Consider the following 20,056-nt stretch of genomic DNA (forward strand, 5'->3'; position numbering starts at 1 on the left):
TTAGTGACTTATTGTTTGGAGATCCACATTCTGGTAGTGATGAAATGACTACCATTTCCTACCTGGCCATACTCACTAATTTGGCGCTGTATGGCAGCCTCGATGTTTTCTGTGTTATTGGTTCTTTCCGCATTTGGATAGTTAATACGGCGAGGACGGTGTCCTTCTGTATCACCTCCATTGTGGAAAGGTTGACTAGTAAATTCACTGGTTGGAATCTCCATAGCAAATGCAGGATCTTCTACTTGCTCAGCAGTATACACAGGTATTTCGGTGAACTCAGTACCCGGGTAAGGAATCCCTTGAGGGATGATTGACAGGTTGGTGCGGTTCCAAAGAGTAAACGCATCGTAGGCAAAAGTGGTCATTAGCGATTTCCAACGCTCTCTCCAGATTAACTCCAGATCAATGGTTTCATCCATAACCTTGTCCATGTACTCAGCCTGCAAACCTTCGTAGCTCAAATCAGTACCTTCAGTAGCCGATTGCATAGCCAGGTATGTTTGAGGTGAATTAGATCCTTTCTGGAAGAGAACTGGATACTTTTCGAAGGTAAGCTCCATTGCCTTTTCCAGGTTAGATGCTACATCACCAGGTACGTTCCAGCCTCTTTCTTTGGCCTCAGCCAAAATGTAGTATGACTCGTCGCCACCAAATACTACAATAGGAGCTTCTCTGTGACCAACAGTTTCCGGGTTAATACCAGTTAAAGTATGGTATTGGGCATAATCGGCCGTGTGTGTATTTAAGTCAACGAACCAGTCGCCACCCACTTTAGTTTGATTACCATCTTCACCCTTTACGGCATACATAGCACGGATGGATAATGACTCGGTTCCTCCTGCCTTAACAGGCATAAAGGTGACTGGCTTCCATGGTTCACCGTATTGGGGTGCTTCCTCAAAAGCATCAAAGTTGCTCATACCTGTCCATGCCGACCAGTCGCTGTTATTAATAACCTGAGATGCCACATAAAAGATACGCGGATCGCGGTTGCGTTGCGCCAGACGCAGCCATTTCTCACCAACATAGGTATGTCCCCACTTGGTTGCGTTAGCTCCATTAATGTGGTTACCCCAATCACCACCGTTTACGCTGGTTTGAAGTATAAATGCATCTCCTATTTTAATGGAAGTGATGAATCCGGCTTTGTTATTGGCTGCCTCTTCAACTGTTGAGCGGGCCCATGATTCATCGGCAGCAGACGCATTCATGCCTAATCGCATGATTAAAGAGTTAGCGGTTCTGGCCCATGCCTTGTTTCTTTCCATCTCATCCAGATTACCAAAGAAAATATCATTCTTCGGCAGGAATGGTTCAGCATCGGTTTCCATTAATATATCACGGTGCTTCTTCAGGCTGTCTACCATCGACTTATAGATATCTTCCTGGCTGTCAAATTCAGGATAGAAAGAGCCTGTATTATAAGCATTACCGGCGTCGTGGTATGGTATATCGCCATACATATCGGTTAAGCGCTGAAATACAAACTGCAAGGAGATGTTAGCAATGGATGTCTTTGCCGTATTGTCATTTTCTTTATCAGTGTCGAGGTTTTTAAGTAACTGCACCCCGTTTTTCACTGCATCCTTATACATCTCTACATATTTGGCTTCATTATATTGATCATTGTTGCCATCGAAAGCTTGTCCGGTTCTATATGCCGATTGCACAATGCCTGATAATGGACCAGCCATAATCATGTTACCTCTCAGTTCTTCATGGGGCGTTCCGTTGTAACGCATCCAAACACGGGTTAGCAATAATCCCGGATCAATTTTCTCGCCCTGGTTAGGGTCGTTGTTGATTCTTTCAAAATCATCGGTACAGGCTGCCGAGAATAGCATTACGGCAGCGAGTAGCATATATGTTATTTTATTTCTCATTGTTCTTAGAATTTAATGTTCAAGTTGAATCCGTAAGTTGTTGGCAGGGCCATGTTACCCATTTCAACACCTGCACCACCATTAGCAATAGAGAAAGTAGCTTGTGGATCGATGTTATCAGTAGCACGCCATACATAACCCAGGTTTCGTACAAATAAACCTGCTGAAGCGCCTCTCATGAAGTTAACATTGTCGAACAGCTTCGATGGTAAGTGATACGTTATGTTGATTTCCTGGATAGCCACATAGGATGCGTCATACACAAATTGCTCATCTATATTGGCTACTGATTGGTAAAACTCCTGTGGCGTTGAGCTGGTGCCCTGTCCGTCAAGGATAGAAGGATACCAAACACCGCCATCGTAGCCATCACGATCTAATGTGCCTTGATGGCGACCGGTTGAGTAGGCCTGTGCTTCTGTTTGAGAATATACTTCTCCACCAAATTTTGCATCCATCACAAATGTAGCTGACCAGTTTTTGTACTGAAACTGGTTGACCCAGCCAAGCATTACTTTATGGTAGGCGTTGCCAATAACACTTAATCCATCATTGACCATTGGTCGGCCGTTCTCATCCAACAGGATGTTTCCGGCATCATCACGACGATAAGTAGTACCCATAATCTGACCGTACTCCTCACCAGGACGAGCTACCACACTAACGCTTCCGTTTGTTTCAAATAAGGTTAGCTGGTTAACCCCTTCTGTTAAGCTAAGCACTTTGTTTTCGTTGTAAGCGTAGTTAAGTGCTGTGTTCCAGTTGAAATTCTTGGTTTTAACAGGATCGGCATACAGGCTCATCTCAACACCGGCATTCTGAATAGCCCCAGCATTGATGATGGCATTGTCGTAACCCGCTGATGGCGCTGTTGCAACGCGCACAATCTGGTTGGTTGCTTTTGAGTTGTAATACGCTACATCAAGTCCCAGACGGTTGTTGAAGAACTTAAGATCAACGCCGAATTCATACGATTCGTTCATCGATGGTTTCAGGTTACGGTTGGGTACCGTACCACTGCCGATACCTCCACTTGGTGAATCACCTCCGGCTCCCGGGTGTAAAACGCCATCAATATTATAGTATAAGCGTGTGCGGTAAGGATCGGTATCGGAACCTACTTTGGCCCAAGAAGCACGCAGTTTACCAAACGATAACCAGTCTGGTGTATCCATAATCTCAGTAAACACAAAAGATGAACTAAGAGATGGATAGAAATAAGATGGTTGAGCGTCGATTAGTGTGGACGACCAGTCATTTCGGGCTGACACATCTAAGTACAAGAAGTTCTTGTAACGCAATTGTGCAGTTGAGAAAACTGAGTTGATACGTTTTCGGTTGTAATTCACAAAGCTGGTGGTTACCTCACCAAAACCAGGCTTTTGCATAGATGGATCCGAGAAGCGTTCGTCAAAGATTTGACGCTCATCAAATTCCTGATCCATACGTGCTGCACCCACATTTACAGTGAATCCCCAATCGGTAAAGTCTTTGTTGTACGACAGCATACCGTCGATGTTGGTTTCTGAGTTGATGGCACGTACTTCTGATGCTCTACCTTGTTGGTAGTGAGGTGTACCAATTGGCCAAATAGACTGTTGGTTGAAGAACGTTTTGTCATCTCCGTAACGAACCATCACACTTAAGTCGTTGGTGAAGTTATACTTCGCCTGAGCCATTGACATCACCCGGTCTTTATTATACAAGTGGCTTACTTCATACAGGTTCCAGTATACATTTGAGTTAAGGTTGCCAAAACCAACAGGTAATCCTGTTACCGGATCTTTGTAGTTTCTTAAGTCTGACAATGGCACGTTGTTGGGTGTACCCATCAGGTTGGCCGAAAACGGTGTGTTACCAATCATTGAATTGGTTGAACTCTCATTCACATATGAAATTTTTCCGGTTAACTCCAGCTTATTGTTCAATGCTTTTGTTGAACCGTTCATGGTCAATGTATTTCGGTTGTATTCCGTATTTGGCATCATGCCATTATTCTGCAGGTTGCTATACGACATACGCAGTGTCGATGACTCGGTGTTGTGGTTAATGGCCACGTTGTTGCTGGTAGTTACACCTGTTTCGTAGAAGTTATTTTCGTTGTCGTAAAAACGATACTCCGAGCTTTGACCTCTGTAATCAGTATACTTATTCACATCCGAATATCTGGCACCCCACATACCTGTGTTATCTTTGGCCTCCTGCATCGATGATGGTGCGTTACCAAAGTTACCTTGTCCGTAAACGTTTTGCCAGTCTGAATAAATACGGGCATTTTCAATAGTGGTAGTTGAGTTGAAATCGATGGTTGTACCTTGTGCACCTTTACCAGATTTGGTGGTAATCATTACTACACCATTAATGGCACGCGAACCGTACAAGGCCGTTGCCGAGGCACCTTTCAATACAGAGATGTTTTCGATGTCATCGGCTGCGATACCTGACATGCCGTTACCCGAATCAATACCACCACCGTCTTTACTGTCAGCATTGGAGTATTGGCTGTTGGAGATAGGAATACCATCTACCACATAAAGTGGCTCGTTAGAGCCATCGGCCAATGCATTACCACGGATAATTACCGAAGTAGAACCAGCAGCTCCTTGTCCGGTTGAGTTAATTTGCACACCCGACAGTCGTCCGGATAATGATGACATGGGGTTGGCTGCCTTAGAGCTTTCGAAGGCTTCATCGCCAACTTCTGCAACTGAGTAACCCAGCGCTTTCTTTTCGCGTTTGATACCTAAAGCTGTTACCACCACATCTTCCAGCAGCTCCGAGTCATCTCCTAAGGTTACGTTAATAACGGATTGGCTTCCAACTGCAATCTCCTGTGCTTCAAAGCCAATAAATGAGAAGACAAGGGTTGCATTGTCATCCTCAATTTCTATCGCATAATCTCCGTCAAGATTAGTGACAGTACCATTCATTGTTCCTTTAATCATGATATTTGCTCCCGGTAATGGTTCCCCGTCATCAGAACTGACACGGCCTGTTATAGTCCGTTGGGCAAAAGCATTGCCTGCCAACAGAACCAAAATGAGCACCCATAAACTTCTCATAAACTGTAAATTATTTGTTAGATAAATTTTTGTGTAATGACATATTTACTCCACAGGCAGTTAGATCCCAGCACAAGTATTAGCATTACTTCGTTATTTTATTAGAATGAGCTAGATTATAGATTCATGCATCTCTCGATGCGTTTCAATAGAAAGGGAGCAAGCCGATAAACAAATGATATGCCAATAATAAAATAGGTAAATAGGTACCACAAAAGTGATGGGGGAAATAATTTTTGTATTTGTTAAGAAACAAACTAAGTCAGGTCTATTGCCAGTCATTTGAAGAGCTTCAAAAACAGCACTATAGTTTATGAGGAGGGGGGTGTATAAATGTTCAACGTTAAAGAATTGTAAAAAAAGCGCAGAACCGTTAATGTTCTTTTAACGGTTCTGCGTTTTTTATCGATAACTTGAATGCACCTGTTTTAATGCACGATTATTTCATTGATTGCTGAAGTTTGATAGCCGATTCGAACAGCCCTTGCTGCGATTTTTCCTTTTGTTATTTTTATTGGCTCAGAATATAACTCCCAAAGGTTAGTGCCAATATTGTCATCCTTTTGGTAGGCAATCGAAGCGCCGGGTGTTGCGCAGGTCAGTGAGACATGTTGGTTGTTGGTACTGAACTGGACAGTTTCCGTTTGTGGCTGAATACCATTGGGCCACATCAGGTTAACCAGGTCATGCTCGGGAATAAAACCTTTATCATTCATCTCTAGTTGCCAATGGCATAAAGCGTTTCTGAGCTCTTCCAGCTTATCCTTATAAGCGGGATGATTAGTCAGGTTATGGACTTCATCCGGATCATGCTTCAGGTCATATAATTCTTCTCTGGGTAGGCTTTGCCGGAAGATATAGCTGGCATCACCATTTAAAAGACCTCGTTGGTTGAGTGCAATCAGTTCACGGGTCATCTCAATTTGCTCCCTGTAATACAGCGGATAGGTATAAGGCTGATCAAGCAGGTAGTTGCGAATGTAAACATAGTGGCCATCCAACACCGATCGGCTCATTTGGGTATGTTCATCAAAACGGTCTGCACTGCCAAAAGCATATTGATGCCCATTTTCGGCTTTGTATGCACCCAAGAAGGCCTTGCCATGCATGTAATCGGGTGGTTGAATGCCTGCCAATGATAAAACGGTTGGTCCTAAATCTATCAAAGATACAATGTCATTCACAACCGTTCCGGCTTGCCTTTTATCCGGAAAACGAACGATTAAAGGAACTCTTAGGCCCGAGTTGCCCACTGCCCGTTTTTGTCTCAGTAGGGGACCGCCATGGTCGCTCCAAAAAAAGATGATGGTTCTGTCAAGCAAATCCTCTTCTTCCAGCTTTTGCAGCCATTCACCAATTTGTGCATCCAGCGCTTCTATGTTGGAATACTTGCGTCCCACATCGCGGCGCACAATCGGAATGTTAGCGTAATAGTCTGGTATGCGTATCACATTGGTGTCAACTGTTAATGGTTCGCTTTGGCGTTTCCAAATTTGCGATTCGTGGGTGATACCATGATTGAATACGGCAAAAAACGGTTGTTCTTTAGGTCGGTGCTGATAATGTGCATCATTGCCCACTTCATCCCAGGCAGTGATGGGGCAATTAAACTGGTAATCGCACTTGGCATTATTGGTACAGAAGTAACCTGCTGCCCGCAGGTATTCAGTGAAACAACGGACCTCTACTGGTGGCACCACCGAGTATTGGGGCACGTTACGACCCGTTTTATCTTTTACTTTTATACTGGTTTGATAATGCTCGTCTTCTGGCGCATGAAATGCCCAGTGATCGCCTGTTCGCATATTATGCGCACCAATGCTGATGGGGTACATGCCTGTTATAATGGATGAGCGACTTGGGGCACAAACACCCACTGTGGCATAGGCTTTACTGAATAAGATACCTTCTTGGGCCAGCCTATCTATATTGGGTGTTTCAATACCATTGGTACCATAAGCACTTATAATGGGACCAATATCTTCGCAGCTTAGCCATAGAATATTGTAGGGCTTCTGAGCACTGCCCTGAAGGCTATATGTTACAACTATTGTAAAAAACAGGATGTATTTCAGGTGTTTCACTATCATGCCTTATCCTTTAATGAATTTGTGTATGCTGCGTTGCTGACCAATGCCTAGTTCAATAAAATAGATGCCTGCGGCCAAGGTAGAGATATCAACTGTATTTTGCACATCCCACTGGCGTATAAGCACCTGTCCTTTGGTATTCAGGATAGTTACTCTGCTAATGGCTTGCGATGCTTTAAAGTGTAATTTATCAGTGGCAGGATTCGGATATATCACCACCGACGGCATATGCTCTTGCTCAATATCATTGGCTTCCGTTACGGTGGTATAGGATATTTTCAAGTCATCTATCCACACTTTATAGGATTGACCAGGTGTCAGACTCATGTTATTGAAGTAAAGAGCTAAGCGGTTGTTGTTGAGCGATACCGTATCGAAAAAGTATTGGTATTCGGTACTGAGGGCATGCCACTCATCAGTTTGTTCGATAGCGCCTGTTTTCACCTTATTCTGTCCTTCAGCATTCGTTCTGGCTTTGTATGAAATGATGAAGTGGCTACCGCCAAAACTTTGCAGGTCGATGGTCTGCAGTTTAATCAGCTGGCCATTATCGGCGTTTGCTTTGGGAGTGAATGTCAGCTCTAATGCATGGCTGCCTTCGTTATTGGAGTCATCCACCACCTTGGCCTCAAAACTATTCAGGTATTCACCTTGCCATAATCGTTCCCACAGTGATTCACTATTTAACCAGTAATCGCCGTTAAAGGCATCATTTAACTGGTAATTTTCAAAATGCTCAATAAAAGGAATGCTTAATGCACCGGCTGACTGGCCGCTCAGAAAGTTATATTGCATGGTCCACCAGTTGCCTGCTTTGGTTTTCAGCTCCTCCACAACAGCCGCATAGGCTGCCTCGTTTGCCAGATTAGTGGTTTCCAGCGGGTCATTCTCATAGTCATACAGCTCAATGGCTTTAATGCGCGAGGCATTCCAATCGCTCAAATCGCTGCGGTCGTTACTGCCTTGCATCCATAAGGTGAGGCGGTAACGATCTGTTCTGAATGAGTAGCTGGAGCCACCTCCTGAGCGGTATTCTGTAACAGCCATATCCTTATTGATTGATTCTCCCATGAGAACAGGTGCGAGGCTTTCACCTTGTAGCTTCGATGAAGGAATATCCAGGCCCGCCAGGTCGCAAAGTGTTGGATAGATATCTACAAACTCAACCGGTGCATGGTGCTGACCGCTGATGCCCTTAGGTGAACTGATAATAAGGGGAGCCCTCGCCGAGTTTTCAAACTGTGTGTGCTTGCCCCACTGGTTGTGGTCGCCCAGGTGATAGCCATGGTCACCAAAGAGAAGGATAACCGTCTTATCAGCCATATTTGTTTCTTCCAGTTTGTCAAGTAGCTTACCCACCTGCGCATCAATATAGGATACACAAGCATAGTAGCCATGAAGCAGTTGGCGCTGGTCGTCGGGTGTTAACAGGCCATCACCCAGAGTGGGATCGTTATAGGTCCACGTGTCAGGTATATCATCGTAACCAATAGGTTCAGGTGTGTGATAGGCATAGTCAGGACTGCCCGTGGCTACTTTCTGAAAGGCAGCCAAGTCGATGCTGCTACTGTCATACAGGTCCCAGTATTTTGTAGGTGCCACAAAAGGAATGTGTGGTTTCTTAAATCCTACAGCCATAAAAAACGGCTGGCTGTTTTGGCTTAATACATCCAGCTTAGCAAGTGCATCCAGGGCAATCTGTCCATCTGTATAGCCATCATCGTCAACGCCTTCGGGGCCTTGTTCGGTGGCAGTGTTAGCTCTTACCCGGTAATTGGTTCCCTGCTTAAAGGGCGGGTAGTGTTCCGGATAGGTGTAGCTGCCAGGTTGCGTGTATGGCACCGTCCAGCTGTAGATATCATGGTGCTCATCCACATTACGCGGATCATATATCTTACCGCATCCGGCCGTTGCGTATCCCTGATTACTAAAATATTCGGGTAGGGTAATCAAATCAGGTCGTTCCTCTCGTAGTTGAGAGCTTAGATTACGGATGCCTGTGCCATCAGGCGTTTGACCGGTCATGATACTGGCCCGAGAAGGTCCGCAAACAGCCCATTGACAGTAGGCCTTGGTAAATACCACGCCTTGCTCGGCCAGTCGATCGATATTGGGCGTGTGTATTTGCGTTTCACCATAGCAGTTTAATAATGGTTTGAGGTCGTCAACGGCAATCATCAGTACATTGTACTCAGGTTTAACCGCCTTGGGTTTAAGCACCAGAAAATTAACACTGTATTTCCTGGCTTCAATCACATGCTTGCTGGTGTACCTTGCTTTATAAGGGGCAATGGTTGCAAAGTCATCGGGTCCTCCGCCAACAGTATTGCCCGATTGTCCGTTGATAAAGAATTTCTTGTCATTCGCCTCAATGCTGTTGGCATAGAACTCATGCCAGTAAATGTCAGCTTCTTCGGCATTAAGTGCTTCCAGATCGAGCTTAACGGTTTTTGCTGTGGCATTGCTGTTGATGATGATAAGTCCTGTTTCACCACTGCTGAAAGTGGAGGCATACACCTGTATATCGGCATTATCTGATGTGCATTTCACCATTTGATCGCCAAAACTCCGATTGAAGTACTGGTAGGGGACATAACTCTGGCGCGGTGTATAATCAGCCTGAGCAGGATCGTCCTTGGCCAGAAAGCCTTTACATTCCTGGGCTGTCTCACTCCATTTCCATTCCGATACCCACAGGTCCACCATGCCATAGCCATGTTTGATGGCTTCGGCCAGTACACGTGTAACAAATATGCCATTGACCATGGTGCAGTTAACAGGGCCGCGCGAGTTAAACTCAGTCATGGCTACCGGGAAGTAATCGCGTGTTTTATCGGTATAATTCTCCACGCAGTTGAGCAGCGTCGTATGCACACTCTCCACTTGAGGCACACTTCCCAATATGTTTTCAGCGGTGGCTTCCTTTACCGAAGTAAAGTAATTATGAACCACCAGAAAATCGGCATGATTTTGCACTTCGGGGAGGAGGGTGCTGTTCCAGTCATCGTCTTCGCGTGTAACAACAGCGCCCACTTTTATCGATGGGTCAACGGCTTTCATGGCCTCGGTAAATACGCAAAAATCTTCGCCATATTCTTTACCTGTGGTAATAACGCCATCTATCTCGTAGCCTTCTTCCCATCCGCCGTAGCATTCATTGCCTATTTCCCAGTATTTGATATTGGCATTCAGGTCAATGTTAAGCTTGCGCACAAAACCGGCGGCATAGTCGGCGGCTTGCTGAACACGGGCTGAACGTGTGCCCTCGCTGGTAATGCCATAGCGGGCATAAAAGTAATTGACCACCACAGTGGCTTCGCTGTTGGCATTGTTTTTAAATTTCACAAACAGCTCAGGCGTCATATTCGCACTTTTGGTGCCGTCAATGGGATTAAAGTCAATGCGGAAGTCGTTGGGAATGATACCATCGTAGAAGTAGATATTGGAACCACTGCCAGCCGGGTAACGCATGGAGCCAATACCAGCATTCGTGTACAGGTGTGTTCGGCTCAGCTGGTCGTTGCCATTGCGAAATGTGGTGTTAACGCCAAAGTGCGTGGGTAGCACATTATTGATAATGGTGTTAGCATCAATACTAATGGTGGCATCGGCATTGCTGGCTAGTTTAAGCTCTATGGGTTTAGAAGTACCCGGCTCTGTAAATGATTTTTCCTGCCAGGTATCGTCAAAAAACTGGCGTTGGGTTTGTGCCTGCAACAGCAGCATAACAGGCCCCAGAATTAAGCCGGCTAGTAAAAGCAGTAGTGATTTATTCATAGTGTGTATTTAAACTGATTGTATTAAAAGGTAAAGCTAAAAACGACTGCTTATTAGTATGTTATGCATATCGTTCTGCCAAGGTTGATAAATCGTTCCAGTTAACATTGAACCATTTTTACACCTTCGCGGAACGATTTGTCAACCACCTGCGTGTGCTTACCTGGATACCTTAGTCGAAGCAAATTTTAAATTCAATTATTATGAGAAAAATTTTTACTCTTTTATTTATCGGTTTAAGCGCATCTATATATGCGCAGACCAATTTGGTAGGCAATGCCAATTTTGAAAACGGTGACGATAGCTGGATTAACAGTGGTGCCGTTAGTCGCACAATTGTAACACCTGGACATGATTCAAATCAGGCTTTTCAAATTGAGGGAGAGGTAAACAAAGGTGCACAGATTAATGGTTTAGAAATTAATGTACCTGTTGAAGCTTATGAAGTATCGTTCTGGGCTAAGGGAAAAGCCGGTGAGATAGCAAAGTTTAAAGTTCTGTTTTCAGATAATAAATCAGTGCTTGTGAAAGGAACATTTGCAGAAACTGATGTTTGGGAGTTCTTTAAGTATACCTATGAACAAACTGAAGTAAAGACGATTAGTAAGTTTATTTTGCAATGTGGTAGTGGGACAGCAGCTGCTCCGATGACTTTTGTGGCAGATGATTTGTTTTATGGCGTGAGTGCAACAGGCGTGGATCCGGTTGAACCGGTTACCCCTGATTATACCAACTTCCCATTTACAGAAGATTTTGAGTCGGCAGATTACACCATTAATGATGAACTGGCTAAGCAGAATGCAACAGATGGTGAAATGGATATGTGGCCAACAACCAACCCACAAGTATTTGACCGTTTCTGGAGAGGTGACAACACTACTGAATATCTGGCAACAGTTGATGCCGATGCAGCCTCAGGTTCAAAGGCGATGAAAATTGCCATTACAACTCTGGAAGGCGCTGACTTCAGATTTAGAACAGTTAACATCCCTGTAGGGACCTATACTGTTTCCTTCAAAGCCAAAACAGATGCCAGTGGGGTTGGGGTTGCTAAATTAGGATTTGTTGAAAACTCAGCCGAATGGAGTGCGTTGACAGCGAGCTACGCTACCTACTCAGGTACCGCAGAGGTGGTGGCTAATCCATCAAGCGGCGTTACACGTCTTATACTTTTTTATACAGCCGATAAAACAGTGACAGGTACACAATCTTATAATATCTGGATTGATGATATTACTATTGAAGAGGGTACAGCTACATCCATTGAAAAAGTGACGAGTGACATCGTTTTTTACCCCAACCCAATGCAATCGGAGCTTCGCATTAAGACCGATGCCAAGGTGAATAAGGTAGAGGTGTTTAGCTTAACTGGTCAAAAGGTGGCAAGTGACTATACCGGCAGTAAGCAGGTGAATGTTGCAGGCTTGAGCAAGGGTGTTTACATTGTGTCGGTGGAGGCCGATGGACAAACCATTCGTAAAAAAGTAACCAAGCAATAGTTCGCTGGATTGATTTTGCTAAAAGGCCTTTGAGAAATCAAGGGTCTTTTACGATTAATAACGTAGATTTATATAATGATAGGGAAAGCAACTTTATTTGTTGTGGCTTTAGTGCTGACATTAGGGGTTCAGGCCAAGCCGCGAAAAACTGACAGGCAACCGAATATCCTCATCTTTTATGTCGATGATTTGGGTTGGATGGATTTAAGCTGTCAGGGCTCTGAATTTTATGAAACGCCTGCCATCGACCAGCTGGCTGATGAAGGCATCCGCTTTACACAGGCTTATACAGCTCATCCGCGATGTGTACCGGCACGTTATGGGGTGATGACAGGGAAATACCCGGCACGGGGTCATGTGCCCGGTCGTGGTGGTTTAGTGGCCGATGATGTCACCATTGCCGAGGCCTTGAAAGAAGGAGGCTATGCCACATTCTTTACCGGTAAATGGCATTTGCTATTTAAGGACAAAGAAGGTAATATGCCCGAAATGCAGGGCTTTGATATTAATGTGGCTGGTGGTGCTGCCGGCTCACCGCCTACCTATTGGTATCCATACCGCAAAGGTGAATCGACGCCTGCAGGTCGCAAGGGCTTGAAAAAGACAGAAATTCACGGGCTGGAAAATGGGCAGGAAGGTGAATACATTACCGACCGCCTCACCGATGAAACAGTTCAGTTTATGCAGCAGCATGTGCAACAAAAGCCCGATGAGCCGTTCTTTGTGTTCTTGTCGCACTATGGGGTACACACGCCCTTTGAAGCCAAACCCGAGTTGGTGGCGAAATACAAGAAAAAGCTTAAGTCGGAAATGAGCTATGACTTACCTGAGTACGAAAAAACCATTACGGGCGATACTAAGCTGCGCCAGGACTTTCCGGTGTATGCAGCTATGATTGAAAGCATCGACCAGAGCATGGCCAAGGTATGCCAGACATTGGAAGAGCTGGGGGTGGCTGATAATACCATTATCATCTTTACGGCTGATAACGGAGGACTGTCCACACGTGGTAATACCCGGCAGCTGGCCACTAGTAACTATCCTTTGCGCTATGGTAAAGGTTGGCTTTACGAAGGTGGTATACGCGAAGCTTTTATTGTGAAATGGCCAGGTGTAACGCCGCAAGGGCAGGTGTCGGATGCCCTGGTGACTGGTACAGATATTTATCCAACGGTGCTGCAAATGGCCGGATTGCCTCAACGACCCAAAGACCACATCGATGGTGTGGATGTTACAGGCGCCATTAAAGGTCAAGTATTTAACAGGGAAACACCCATCTTCTGGCATTCACCCATGGGACGCCCAACCAGCACCGGCGACCGCAACAGCACTGCCGTACGACTGGGCGACTATAAGCTGGTGGACTGGTACGATGAAGGCACCATCGAGCTCTACAATCTTAAAGACGATATTGGCGAGCAGCATAACCTGGCGGAGCAGATGCCAGAAAAGGCCGGTGAGCTGCATCAGCTGGTGAAAGAGTGGCGTGCATCTATTGATGCCGAGATATTGGATCCATCAAAAAACAAGTGGTCGAAAAAGGCTGCACACTAATCACTGTTTGAAATGAAAAAATTTAGTAAGGTAATTATAATGCTGGCCGTTCTATTGAATTTGGCAGCCAGCTGTAAGGCACAAAAACAGCAGCATACCAACGTGCTTTTTATTGCGGTGGATGATTTAAAGCCCATGCTGGGTTGCTATGGCGATAAGGCTATTATTAGTCCTAATATCGATGCACTGGCTAAGCAAGGTGTGTTGTTTGAAAATGCCTATTGCCAGCAGGCTGTGTGTGCGCCCTCACGGGTGAGTATATTCAGCGGCTTGCGTCCCGACCAGACCAGGGTGTGGGACTTAAAAACCAATATGCGCGATGTGAATCCCGATGTGGTGACCTTGCCCCAGTATTTTATGCAACATGGCTATCAAACGGCCGGGGTGGGCAAACTGATGCACGGGGCTAAAAATAATGATCCAGGCTCATGGACCATCCCATATAAGGAAGATAAACACCTGCGCTATGCCGATGGCTATCAGTATCCGGCCAATGGTAAGTACCAGGCAAAAGCTATTCATAAGGCCTATCGCGAAAGCCGTAAGCAAAAGCTGGACTGGAAAGCCACCAATCAGTATCTGAAAAGCAAAGGTTTGTCGCCATCGGTGGAATGCCTTGATGTGCCTGATGATGCCTACGAAGATGGAGCAGTAGCCGTCAAAGGTATGGCTTTGCTGGAAGAGATGAGTGCTGATAATAAACCCTTCTTTTTAGCATTGGGATTTCATAAACCTCACCTGCCTTTTGCCGCACCTAAAAAATACTGGGATATGTATGACAGGGCAAGCATTGAGCAGGCGGCCTTTATGGATAAGGCCAAGGGAGCTCCTGAATATGCCTACCATACCTGGGGCGAATTACGCAATTACTCAGATATACCACAGCAGGGACAGGTGCCTGTTGATAAGCAGAAGGAGTTGATACATGGCTATAGGGCCAGTGTGAGCTATGTGGATGCGCAGATAGGTAAAGTGCTTGAAAAACTGGATGAGCTAGGACTGCGTGAAAATACTGTGATTGTATTGTGGGGTGATCATGGCTGGCACCTGGGCGATCATGGCTTATGGTGCAAGCACTCTAATTTTGAGCAGGCGGTGAAGGCGCCATTAATCATTGCGGCTCCGCAGGTGAGTCAAGGGCAAGTGGCATCAACCATGGCTGAGTTTGTGGATGTTTATCCAACGCTTTGTGAGCTGAGTGGCTTACCACTCGAAGAACACCTGGATGGGGTAAGTCTGCTGCCAGCATTGCAACACGCTGAGACAACAGTGAAGGATTATGCCATCAGCCAGTTTCCGCGAGGTAATAATATAATGGGTTACACCATTCGTAACCAGCGTTACCGCTATACGGTATGGTTGCAAGGTGCCTTTCGCAAACAGCGTGTTTACGAGCAGCCTAAAATTGTGGGTGCCGAATTATATGATTACATCAACGACCCGCTTGAAACTGTTTCATTGGCCGATGATGAGGCGCACAAAGCACTGAAGCAAGAAATGGAGCGACAGCTATTCACTATTTTAAACAATCAGGCCCAATGAAATGGATGCATATAACAGCGTGGCTGCTGATAGCAGGACTAATAATAGCCTGTAAAACAGCTGATGCCCAGGACAAGCTGGTGGAAGCCGATGTGTGTAGTGACCTGATTGTGGTAAAAGGAGCCAATTATGTGTATAAGCAGGATGGTCTGCTGGCCTTCTCACGCTTCTCGGAGGCAACACTTGAGGCGCCACTCAGCGAAGCTCTGTTCAATGCCGATAAGGCACGCACCAACAGTGGTATCCGTTTGCTGTTTAAAACAAATAGCTCGAAGGTAGTACTGGTATTTAAAGCACTGCCCGGACAAAACAGAGGTGCTGAGTTTGCCGTTTATCAGAACGGGGCGCACGAAGAGACGTTTGCCTTTAAGGGCGATAAGGCCAAGGAAGAGATGGTACTGACCATTGACAATCGCTTTGATGAAGCAGCCACATTATTTGAAGTGACGATGCCTAGCTTTGCCAATGTGGGCCTGGTAAAAATGGAACTGGAAGAGGATGCAGCTTTGTTGCCAGTTGAGGAGCCCAATCAGCCTGTTTACCTGGCAGTAGGTAACAGCATCACACATGGCGTGGGACAGGGCTCAGCCACTTTTCTGACCTATCCATACTTGTTGGCTAAAGCCAGGGGGTGGGACTACTATAACCTGGCGGTTGGCGGCGCCAAAATATCACCGGCCATTGCACGCATGACGGCCGAAATGCCCCAGGCTGATGTGATAAGCATCCTGATTGGTTACAACGACCTGATGTTTAATGATAAGACGGTGGAGAACTTTACAACTTCTTACCTGAGTTATCTGAAGGAGATAAGGCATAACCAGCCAAAGGCCAATATTTATTGTATTACCCTGACGCATACACGGGCAACCGGCAATGAGCGCACTGGCCTTACACCCGATGATTTCCGTAAGGCCTTAAAGCACCTGGTGTACCAGTTACAGTCCGAAGGCGATAGTCGTCTGCACCTGATAGAAGGCGATAAGATTACTTCGGAAGCCAACTTAAGGGCCGATGTGTTAACAGATAAAGTGCACTTCAGCATTGAAGGCGCTGCTTTGTTTGCCAAAGAGCTGGAGGCGCTACTGATGCCGTAAGGCAATATTATTTATTACTAACTGTACCAATTCATCCCGGGGTTATTCATTTAACTTCGGGATTTTGTTTTTATAGTAATTACCTGCTCATCAACGCAGCATGGGACTCACTCAATGAGTGAAAGAAAGGATTAGTCTGGAACACATTCTCCCCTTGGGGAGAAATCCGCAGGGCGAGCGGCACTACATTCAGTCAGTTTGTAAACACTAAAAAACCCGCCAGGCTAAAGGTACCTGACGGGCTGGGATATTAGCAAAACAACGTATGAAGCTACGATACTATCAGGTCATCGGCACTGTTGGTCGACGACTTGGGGCTAGGCAGGGAATAACGGGCACGGCGCGCTTCGTCATCGGCATAAATAATTTGTGCCATTTCGCTTACAGGCGTCAGCAAGCGGTAAAGCTCGTTCAGCTTTTCAACACGCTCTTGTGTTAGCAGGCCGCGTTCCTTTTTAAACAGTTCCTGCGCTGTTTCGGCCTCTTGTAGGTTGGCATATAACTGCGGCAGGCTGTCAATCAGTGGCTCGCTGCAGCCAGCTGTTATCAGTTCTGTTTTATAGCTGGCCGTCACCCTGGTAAAGTCATTCATAAATCTGAGCATATTACCCTGGCTTTGACGTGCTTTTCTAATGTCATTAAAGCCAAACTGATTGTGCACAGCCTTATTACCTGGGAAAGCTTTTTTGATAAAAAATTGGATGGTGCGGAAGGCCGTGTTACAAGCAGCCATGGCATCGTGTACGGCCTGTGTTTTTTCAGCCATCTCATCAATTACCACCATATCACTGCTTGAGCCCAGTACCGAATCCAGCGCTGTCTTAAGTAGTTCGGGATAACTCTCGCTGAAGGTGGAGTCAAATGCTTTGAATTGCTCAATGTCTTCGGATATGACTTCCGAAACATTTTTGCCATGCTGCTGCAGCACCGCATCCTGTAAATTGAATACTCTAATAAGTTTCGTCATAGTTTTAAATTTAGTTAAATGATTAAATAGGTAGTTATAGTCAAATAATACATCAGTTTATGCTAAGTTGGTTTTGCACGCCATTTAGTTAATAGCTAAACGGTGATTGTTAAGCCTCAACAAGCCTTAGTTAATGTTCCGCACAATGGTGGATAGCTAACAAGAACTGCCTGAATGTTATTCAGAGTTGGTTGAATGCTAACTTAAAGTGGTGGAGCCTTAACAATGATTGGTGCAATGCTAACAATGGATGGTGGAGTGTTAAAATGACCTGGTGGAGCCTTAATCACTACTGGTTGAATGTTAATCAGAGTTGGTTGAGTGTCAATCAGGTGGTGTTGGTCTTTAACGTAAGCTGGTGCAGAGGCAGCAATCTATTGATTGGTGTTATCGAACCTGGAACGTTGGTCAATAAGCTTGAGTTGGCTGGTAATAATGCATGGAGCAATAATAGCCCTCAAAATTAATGGATATATACACTTTATTAGGGTGTATTGCCTTGATGTGTAATGCAGAAGGGGTCAGTATGTCAAAGAACGGCGCAAAACCTGCTAGTGGCTTAGCTGTTTAATTCTTTAAAATACCGATTAGTTAATGTCCGATGGCAGTTACTGATGTTGTAGGAGCACCAAAACTGACGATGAAGATAAAATAAAATTTACAATAAACAATGTGTACTGTTAATTAAAATGATTTTTAATTATTAAATACCACAATTATGTAGTGCTATTATGCTTTTTTACTAGTTTTATAAAAACAAATGGTGCTTTTGATATACGGTATTGGATGTTGTATATCGATTGGTTGGCGTTTATAAGGAAATGACAGTATACGAATAAATAAAATCTAAGAATCTATTTATGACAAAATTTTGGGAAATTATTATTAGTGCTGTTGTCGGAGCTGGAATTACTATACTAGGAGCAATTCTGACAATGAATATTCAAGACAATCGTACATTAAAAAGCGCTAAACGCTTTGTCTCTATTGAACTTGAGCAAATGAAGTATATACTCGTCGATATTAGAAAACAGGCACTTGACCAAAATGGAACATTAAGTGTTGATGTTATACAAAACAAACTTATAGACAGTCCATCTGATTTTGAAACATATAAAGTGAGTTTAGTTCGAATGAAATCTTCTGAATTCAGAAAGATTAGAAAGATTTATAATAAAATCAACGAATTTGAAGACTTAAGGCAAAAACTGATACAAAAGAAAGAAGATGGAATTGACTTATCATCTATTTCAAATAAAGAGGATTTATCTACAGAAGAAAAGACTCTAAAAAAGTACATGGAAATTTATCTGAATTATTACCTAAATATGGAATTATTGATTAAAGAAGTAGATGAATCATATAAATTGGTAAGATAGATACAAATGCTACAATAATATATACATAATGCAGGACGATTCAGTTAATTTGCACATTAAAGTATTTAATAAATCAAGTAGCGGTTTGATAGCGAAGCGCCTAAAACCTCGCACTCTGCATATTCGAGCCGTTGTACATTTGCTATTCCGCACATAAAAGTAATAACAAACAATAATAACCCAAATTTTATATCATGAACAATACCGTTAATTTAAATTATGGAAAATCCTCAAATCTAATTTTTATTGTTGCAGGACTCATCTTTTTTTTACAGTTAGTTGTACCCTTAATTTCTAAAAATGAAGTAAATCCAATTTATTTAGTTGTTATTAATATTTTACTAGTTGGAGGTGTTGGATTTCTTGTAAGACAAGGTTATAAATGGACTAAGTATTTTACTTTGTTGCTACTTGTTCTATACCTAATTGAAGTTACAGCAATATTGACTGGACACATAACAGATTTAACAACAAAGGTTGCTTCAGTTTCTCAACTATTGCTTTTAACATGGGCTACGATTATTCTATTTGTGAATCTTAAGAAGAAAGTGAATTAACAGAATTAGGTTTTCAGAATGTCCCCCGCTCGGCGTAATTTGTAATTACGTCGAAACAAAAAGGTAGTTTTAAACTACCAGTTAAATTAAACGAAGTTGAGGACTTCGCTTAGCTGGGGTATAGCCTTTCTTACAATGAAAAGTAACTGCCCACAATAGCCGAATTGACAACTTAAAAACCAGACATCAATGAAATACAAAATATTTGCAAACAACGAGCAGGAAGTGGAATCAAATACCTGGTCGAAAGGGGATGAGATAGCGCATAATAGGAAAAGACTGATTGATGATAAACACCTTAATAAACTGTATTGCGATATTTATGAGATTCCGCCGGGTAAAGCCAATTGGCCACTTCATTATCATACCTGCAACGAGGAGGTCTTTTATATTATTGCGGGGCAAGGAGAGGTGCTAACAGGCAGCGAAGTGTTACAAGTGAAGCCTGGCGATGTGCTCAGGTTTCCGGCTGGTGAAAAAGGAGTGCATCAATTGAAGAATACATCCGATAGCGAAACACTAAGATATTTAGACTTTGGAACAGTCAACCTTCCTGATGTTGTATTTATGCCCGCCGATAATAAAATTGAACTATTCTCAGGCGAATCAGGGCAAGATAAGATGTGTTCCTATAAAGATTTGTAAT

13 protein-coding genes are annotated in these 20,056 nt (G+C 44.1%); 8 read left to right on the forward strand and 5 right to left on the reverse strand.

Translation table 11 applies throughout. The features are described 5' to 3' along the window. Positions 1–8: 8 nt before the first annotated feature. From KDU71_RS12435 to KDU71_RS12450, 4 genes are all read right to left on the reverse strand, one after another. Positions 9–1,886, reverse strand: coding sequence for a SusD/RagB family nutrient-binding outer membrane lipoprotein (locus tag KDU71_RS12435; protein WP_212191402.1), 1,878 nt, complete (start codon positions 1,884–1,886; stop codon positions 9–11). 5 nt (positions 1,887–1,891) lie between these two features. Further along, entirely contained in the window at positions 1,892–4,948 is a 3,057-nt protein-coding gene (locus KDU71_RS12440) for a SusC/RagA family TonB-linked outer membrane protein (RefSeq protein WP_212191403.1), read from the reverse strand. Positions 4,949–5,376: 428 nt separating this feature from the next. Next, positions 5,377–7,038 (reverse strand): sulfatase-like hydrolase/transferase, encoded by a 1,662-nt coding sequence (locus KDU71_RS12445; RefSeq protein WP_212191404.1) that lies wholly within the window; start codon positions 7,036–7,038, stop codon positions 5,377–5,379. Positions 7,039–7,041: 3 nt separating this feature from the next. Further along, positions 7,042–10,815 carry a sulfatase-like hydrolase/transferase gene (locus KDU71_RS12450; protein ID WP_212191405.1) on the reverse strand — a complete coding sequence of 1,258 codons (3,774 nt, stop codon included), beginning with the start codon at positions 10,813–10,815 and terminating at the stop codon, positions 7,042–7,044. A 203-nt stretch (positions 10,816–11,018) separates the two neighbouring features. Between KDU71_RS12450 and KDU71_RS12455 the strand changes: the two genes are divergently transcribed. The 4 genes from KDU71_RS12455 to KDU71_RS12470 all read left to right on the forward strand — a co-directional run bounded on the left by KDU71_RS12455 (position 11,019) and on the right by KDU71_RS12470 (position 16,507). After that, a complete protein-coding gene (locus tag KDU71_RS12455) occupies positions 11,019–12,314 on the forward strand; it encodes a T9SS type A sorting domain-containing protein (protein WP_212191406.1) in 1,296 nt (431 codons plus the stop codon). 75 nt (positions 12,315–12,389) lie between these two features. Continuing rightward, positions 12,390–13,868, forward strand: coding sequence for a sulfatase (locus tag KDU71_RS12460; protein WP_212191407.1), 1,479 nt, complete (start codon positions 12,390–12,392; stop codon positions 13,866–13,868). A 12-nt stretch (positions 13,869–13,880) separates the two neighbouring features. Beyond that, a complete protein-coding gene (locus KDU71_RS12465) occupies positions 13,881–15,410 on the forward strand; it encodes a sulfatase (RefSeq protein ID WP_212191408.1) in 1,530 nt (509 codons plus the stop codon). Continuing rightward, entirely contained in the window at positions 15,407–16,507 is a 1,101-nt protein-coding gene (locus KDU71_RS12470) for an SGNH/GDSL hydrolase family protein (protein WP_212191409.1), read from the forward strand. Before KDU71_RS12465 ends, KDU71_RS12470 begins: the two co-directional genes overlap by 4 nt. Positions 16,508–16,778: 271 nt before the next feature. Here the strand turns inward: KDU71_RS12470 and KDU71_RS12475 are convergent, their stop codons facing one another. Beyond that, positions 16,779–17,474, reverse strand: coding sequence for a hypothetical protein (locus KDU71_RS12475; RefSeq protein ID WP_212191410.1), 696 nt, complete (start codon positions 17,472–17,474; stop codon positions 16,779–16,781). A 191-nt stretch (positions 17,475–17,665) separates the two neighbouring features. Here KDU71_RS12475 and KDU71_RS12480 point away from each other — a divergent pair, with 191 nt between their 5' ends. The 4 genes from KDU71_RS12480 to KDU71_RS12495 all read left to right on the forward strand — a co-directional run bounded on the left by KDU71_RS12480 (position 17,666) and on the right by KDU71_RS12495 (position 20,055). Then, positions 17,666–17,941: a hypothetical protein gene (locus KDU71_RS12480; RefSeq protein WP_212191411.1), complete on the forward strand. Its 276-nt coding sequence runs from the start codon at positions 17,666–17,668 to the stop codon at positions 17,939–17,941. Between the two features lie 393 nt (positions 17,942–18,334). After that, a complete protein-coding gene (locus tag KDU71_RS12485) occupies positions 18,335–18,853 on the forward strand; it encodes a hypothetical protein (protein ID WP_212191412.1) in 519 nt (172 codons plus the stop codon). A 194-nt stretch (positions 18,854–19,047) separates the two neighbouring features. Further along, positions 19,048–19,410 (forward strand): hypothetical protein, encoded by a 363-nt coding sequence (locus KDU71_RS12490; protein ID WP_212191413.1) that lies wholly within the window; start codon positions 19,048–19,050, stop codon positions 19,408–19,410. Between the two features lie 189 nt (positions 19,411–19,599). Then, positions 19,600–20,055, forward strand: a complete 456-nt coding sequence (locus KDU71_RS12495) for a cupin domain-containing protein (RefSeq protein ID WP_212191414.1) — start codon at positions 19,600–19,602, stop codon at positions 20,053–20,055. Position 20,056: the final 1 nt, after the last annotated feature.

Source organism: Carboxylicivirga sediminis, from assembly GCF_018156225.1.
In the GTDB taxonomy this organism is placed as follows: domain Bacteria; phylum Bacteroidota; class Bacteroidia; order Bacteroidales; family Marinilabiliaceae; genus Carboxylicivirga; species Carboxylicivirga sediminis.

Bases quoted from the DNA above. Each gene is read 5' to 3' on its own strand.
- KDU71_RS12435 (WP_212191402.1), bottom strand. From the start codon at position 1,886: ATGAGAAATAAAATAACATATATGCTACTCGCTGCCGTAATGCTATTC.
- KDU71_RS12440 (WP_212191403.1), bottom strand. From the start codon at position 4,948: ATGAGAAGTTTATGGGTGCTCATTTTGGTTCTGTTGGCAGGCAATGCT.
- KDU71_RS12445 (WP_212191404.1), bottom strand. From the start codon at position 7,038: ATGATAGTGAAACACCTGAAATACATCCTGTTTTTTACAATAGTTGTA.
- KDU71_RS12450 (WP_212191405.1), bottom strand. From the start codon at position 10,815: ATGAATAAATCACTACTGCTTTTACTAGCCGGCTTAATTCTGGGGCCT.
- KDU71_RS12455 (WP_212191406.1), top strand. From the start codon at position 11,019: ATGAGAAAAATTTTTACTCTTTTATTTATCGGTTTAAGCGCATCTATA.
- KDU71_RS12460 (WP_212191407.1), top strand. From the start codon at position 12,390: ATGATAGGGAAAGCAACTTTATTTGTTGTGGCTTTAGTGCTGACATTA.
- KDU71_RS12465 (WP_212191408.1), top strand. From the start codon at position 13,881: ATGAAAAAATTTAGTAAGGTAATTATAATGCTGGCCGTTCTATTGAAT.
- KDU71_RS12470 (WP_212191409.1), top strand. From the start codon at position 15,407: ATGAAATGGATGCATATAACAGCGTGGCTGCTGATAGCAGGACTAATA.
- KDU71_RS12475 (WP_212191410.1), bottom strand. From the start codon at position 17,474: ATGACGAAACTTATTAGAGTATTCAATTTACAGGATGCGGTGCTGCAG.
- KDU71_RS12485 (WP_212191412.1), top strand. From the start codon at position 18,335: ATGACAAAATTTTGGGAAATTATTATTAGTGCTGTTGTCGGAGCTGGA.
- KDU71_RS12490 (WP_212191413.1), top strand. From the start codon at position 19,048: ATGAACAATACCGTTAATTTAAATTATGGAAAATCCTCAAATCTAATT.
- KDU71_RS12495 (WP_212191414.1), top strand. From the start codon at position 19,600: ATGAAATACAAAATATTTGCAAACAACGAGCAGGAAGTGGAATCAAAT.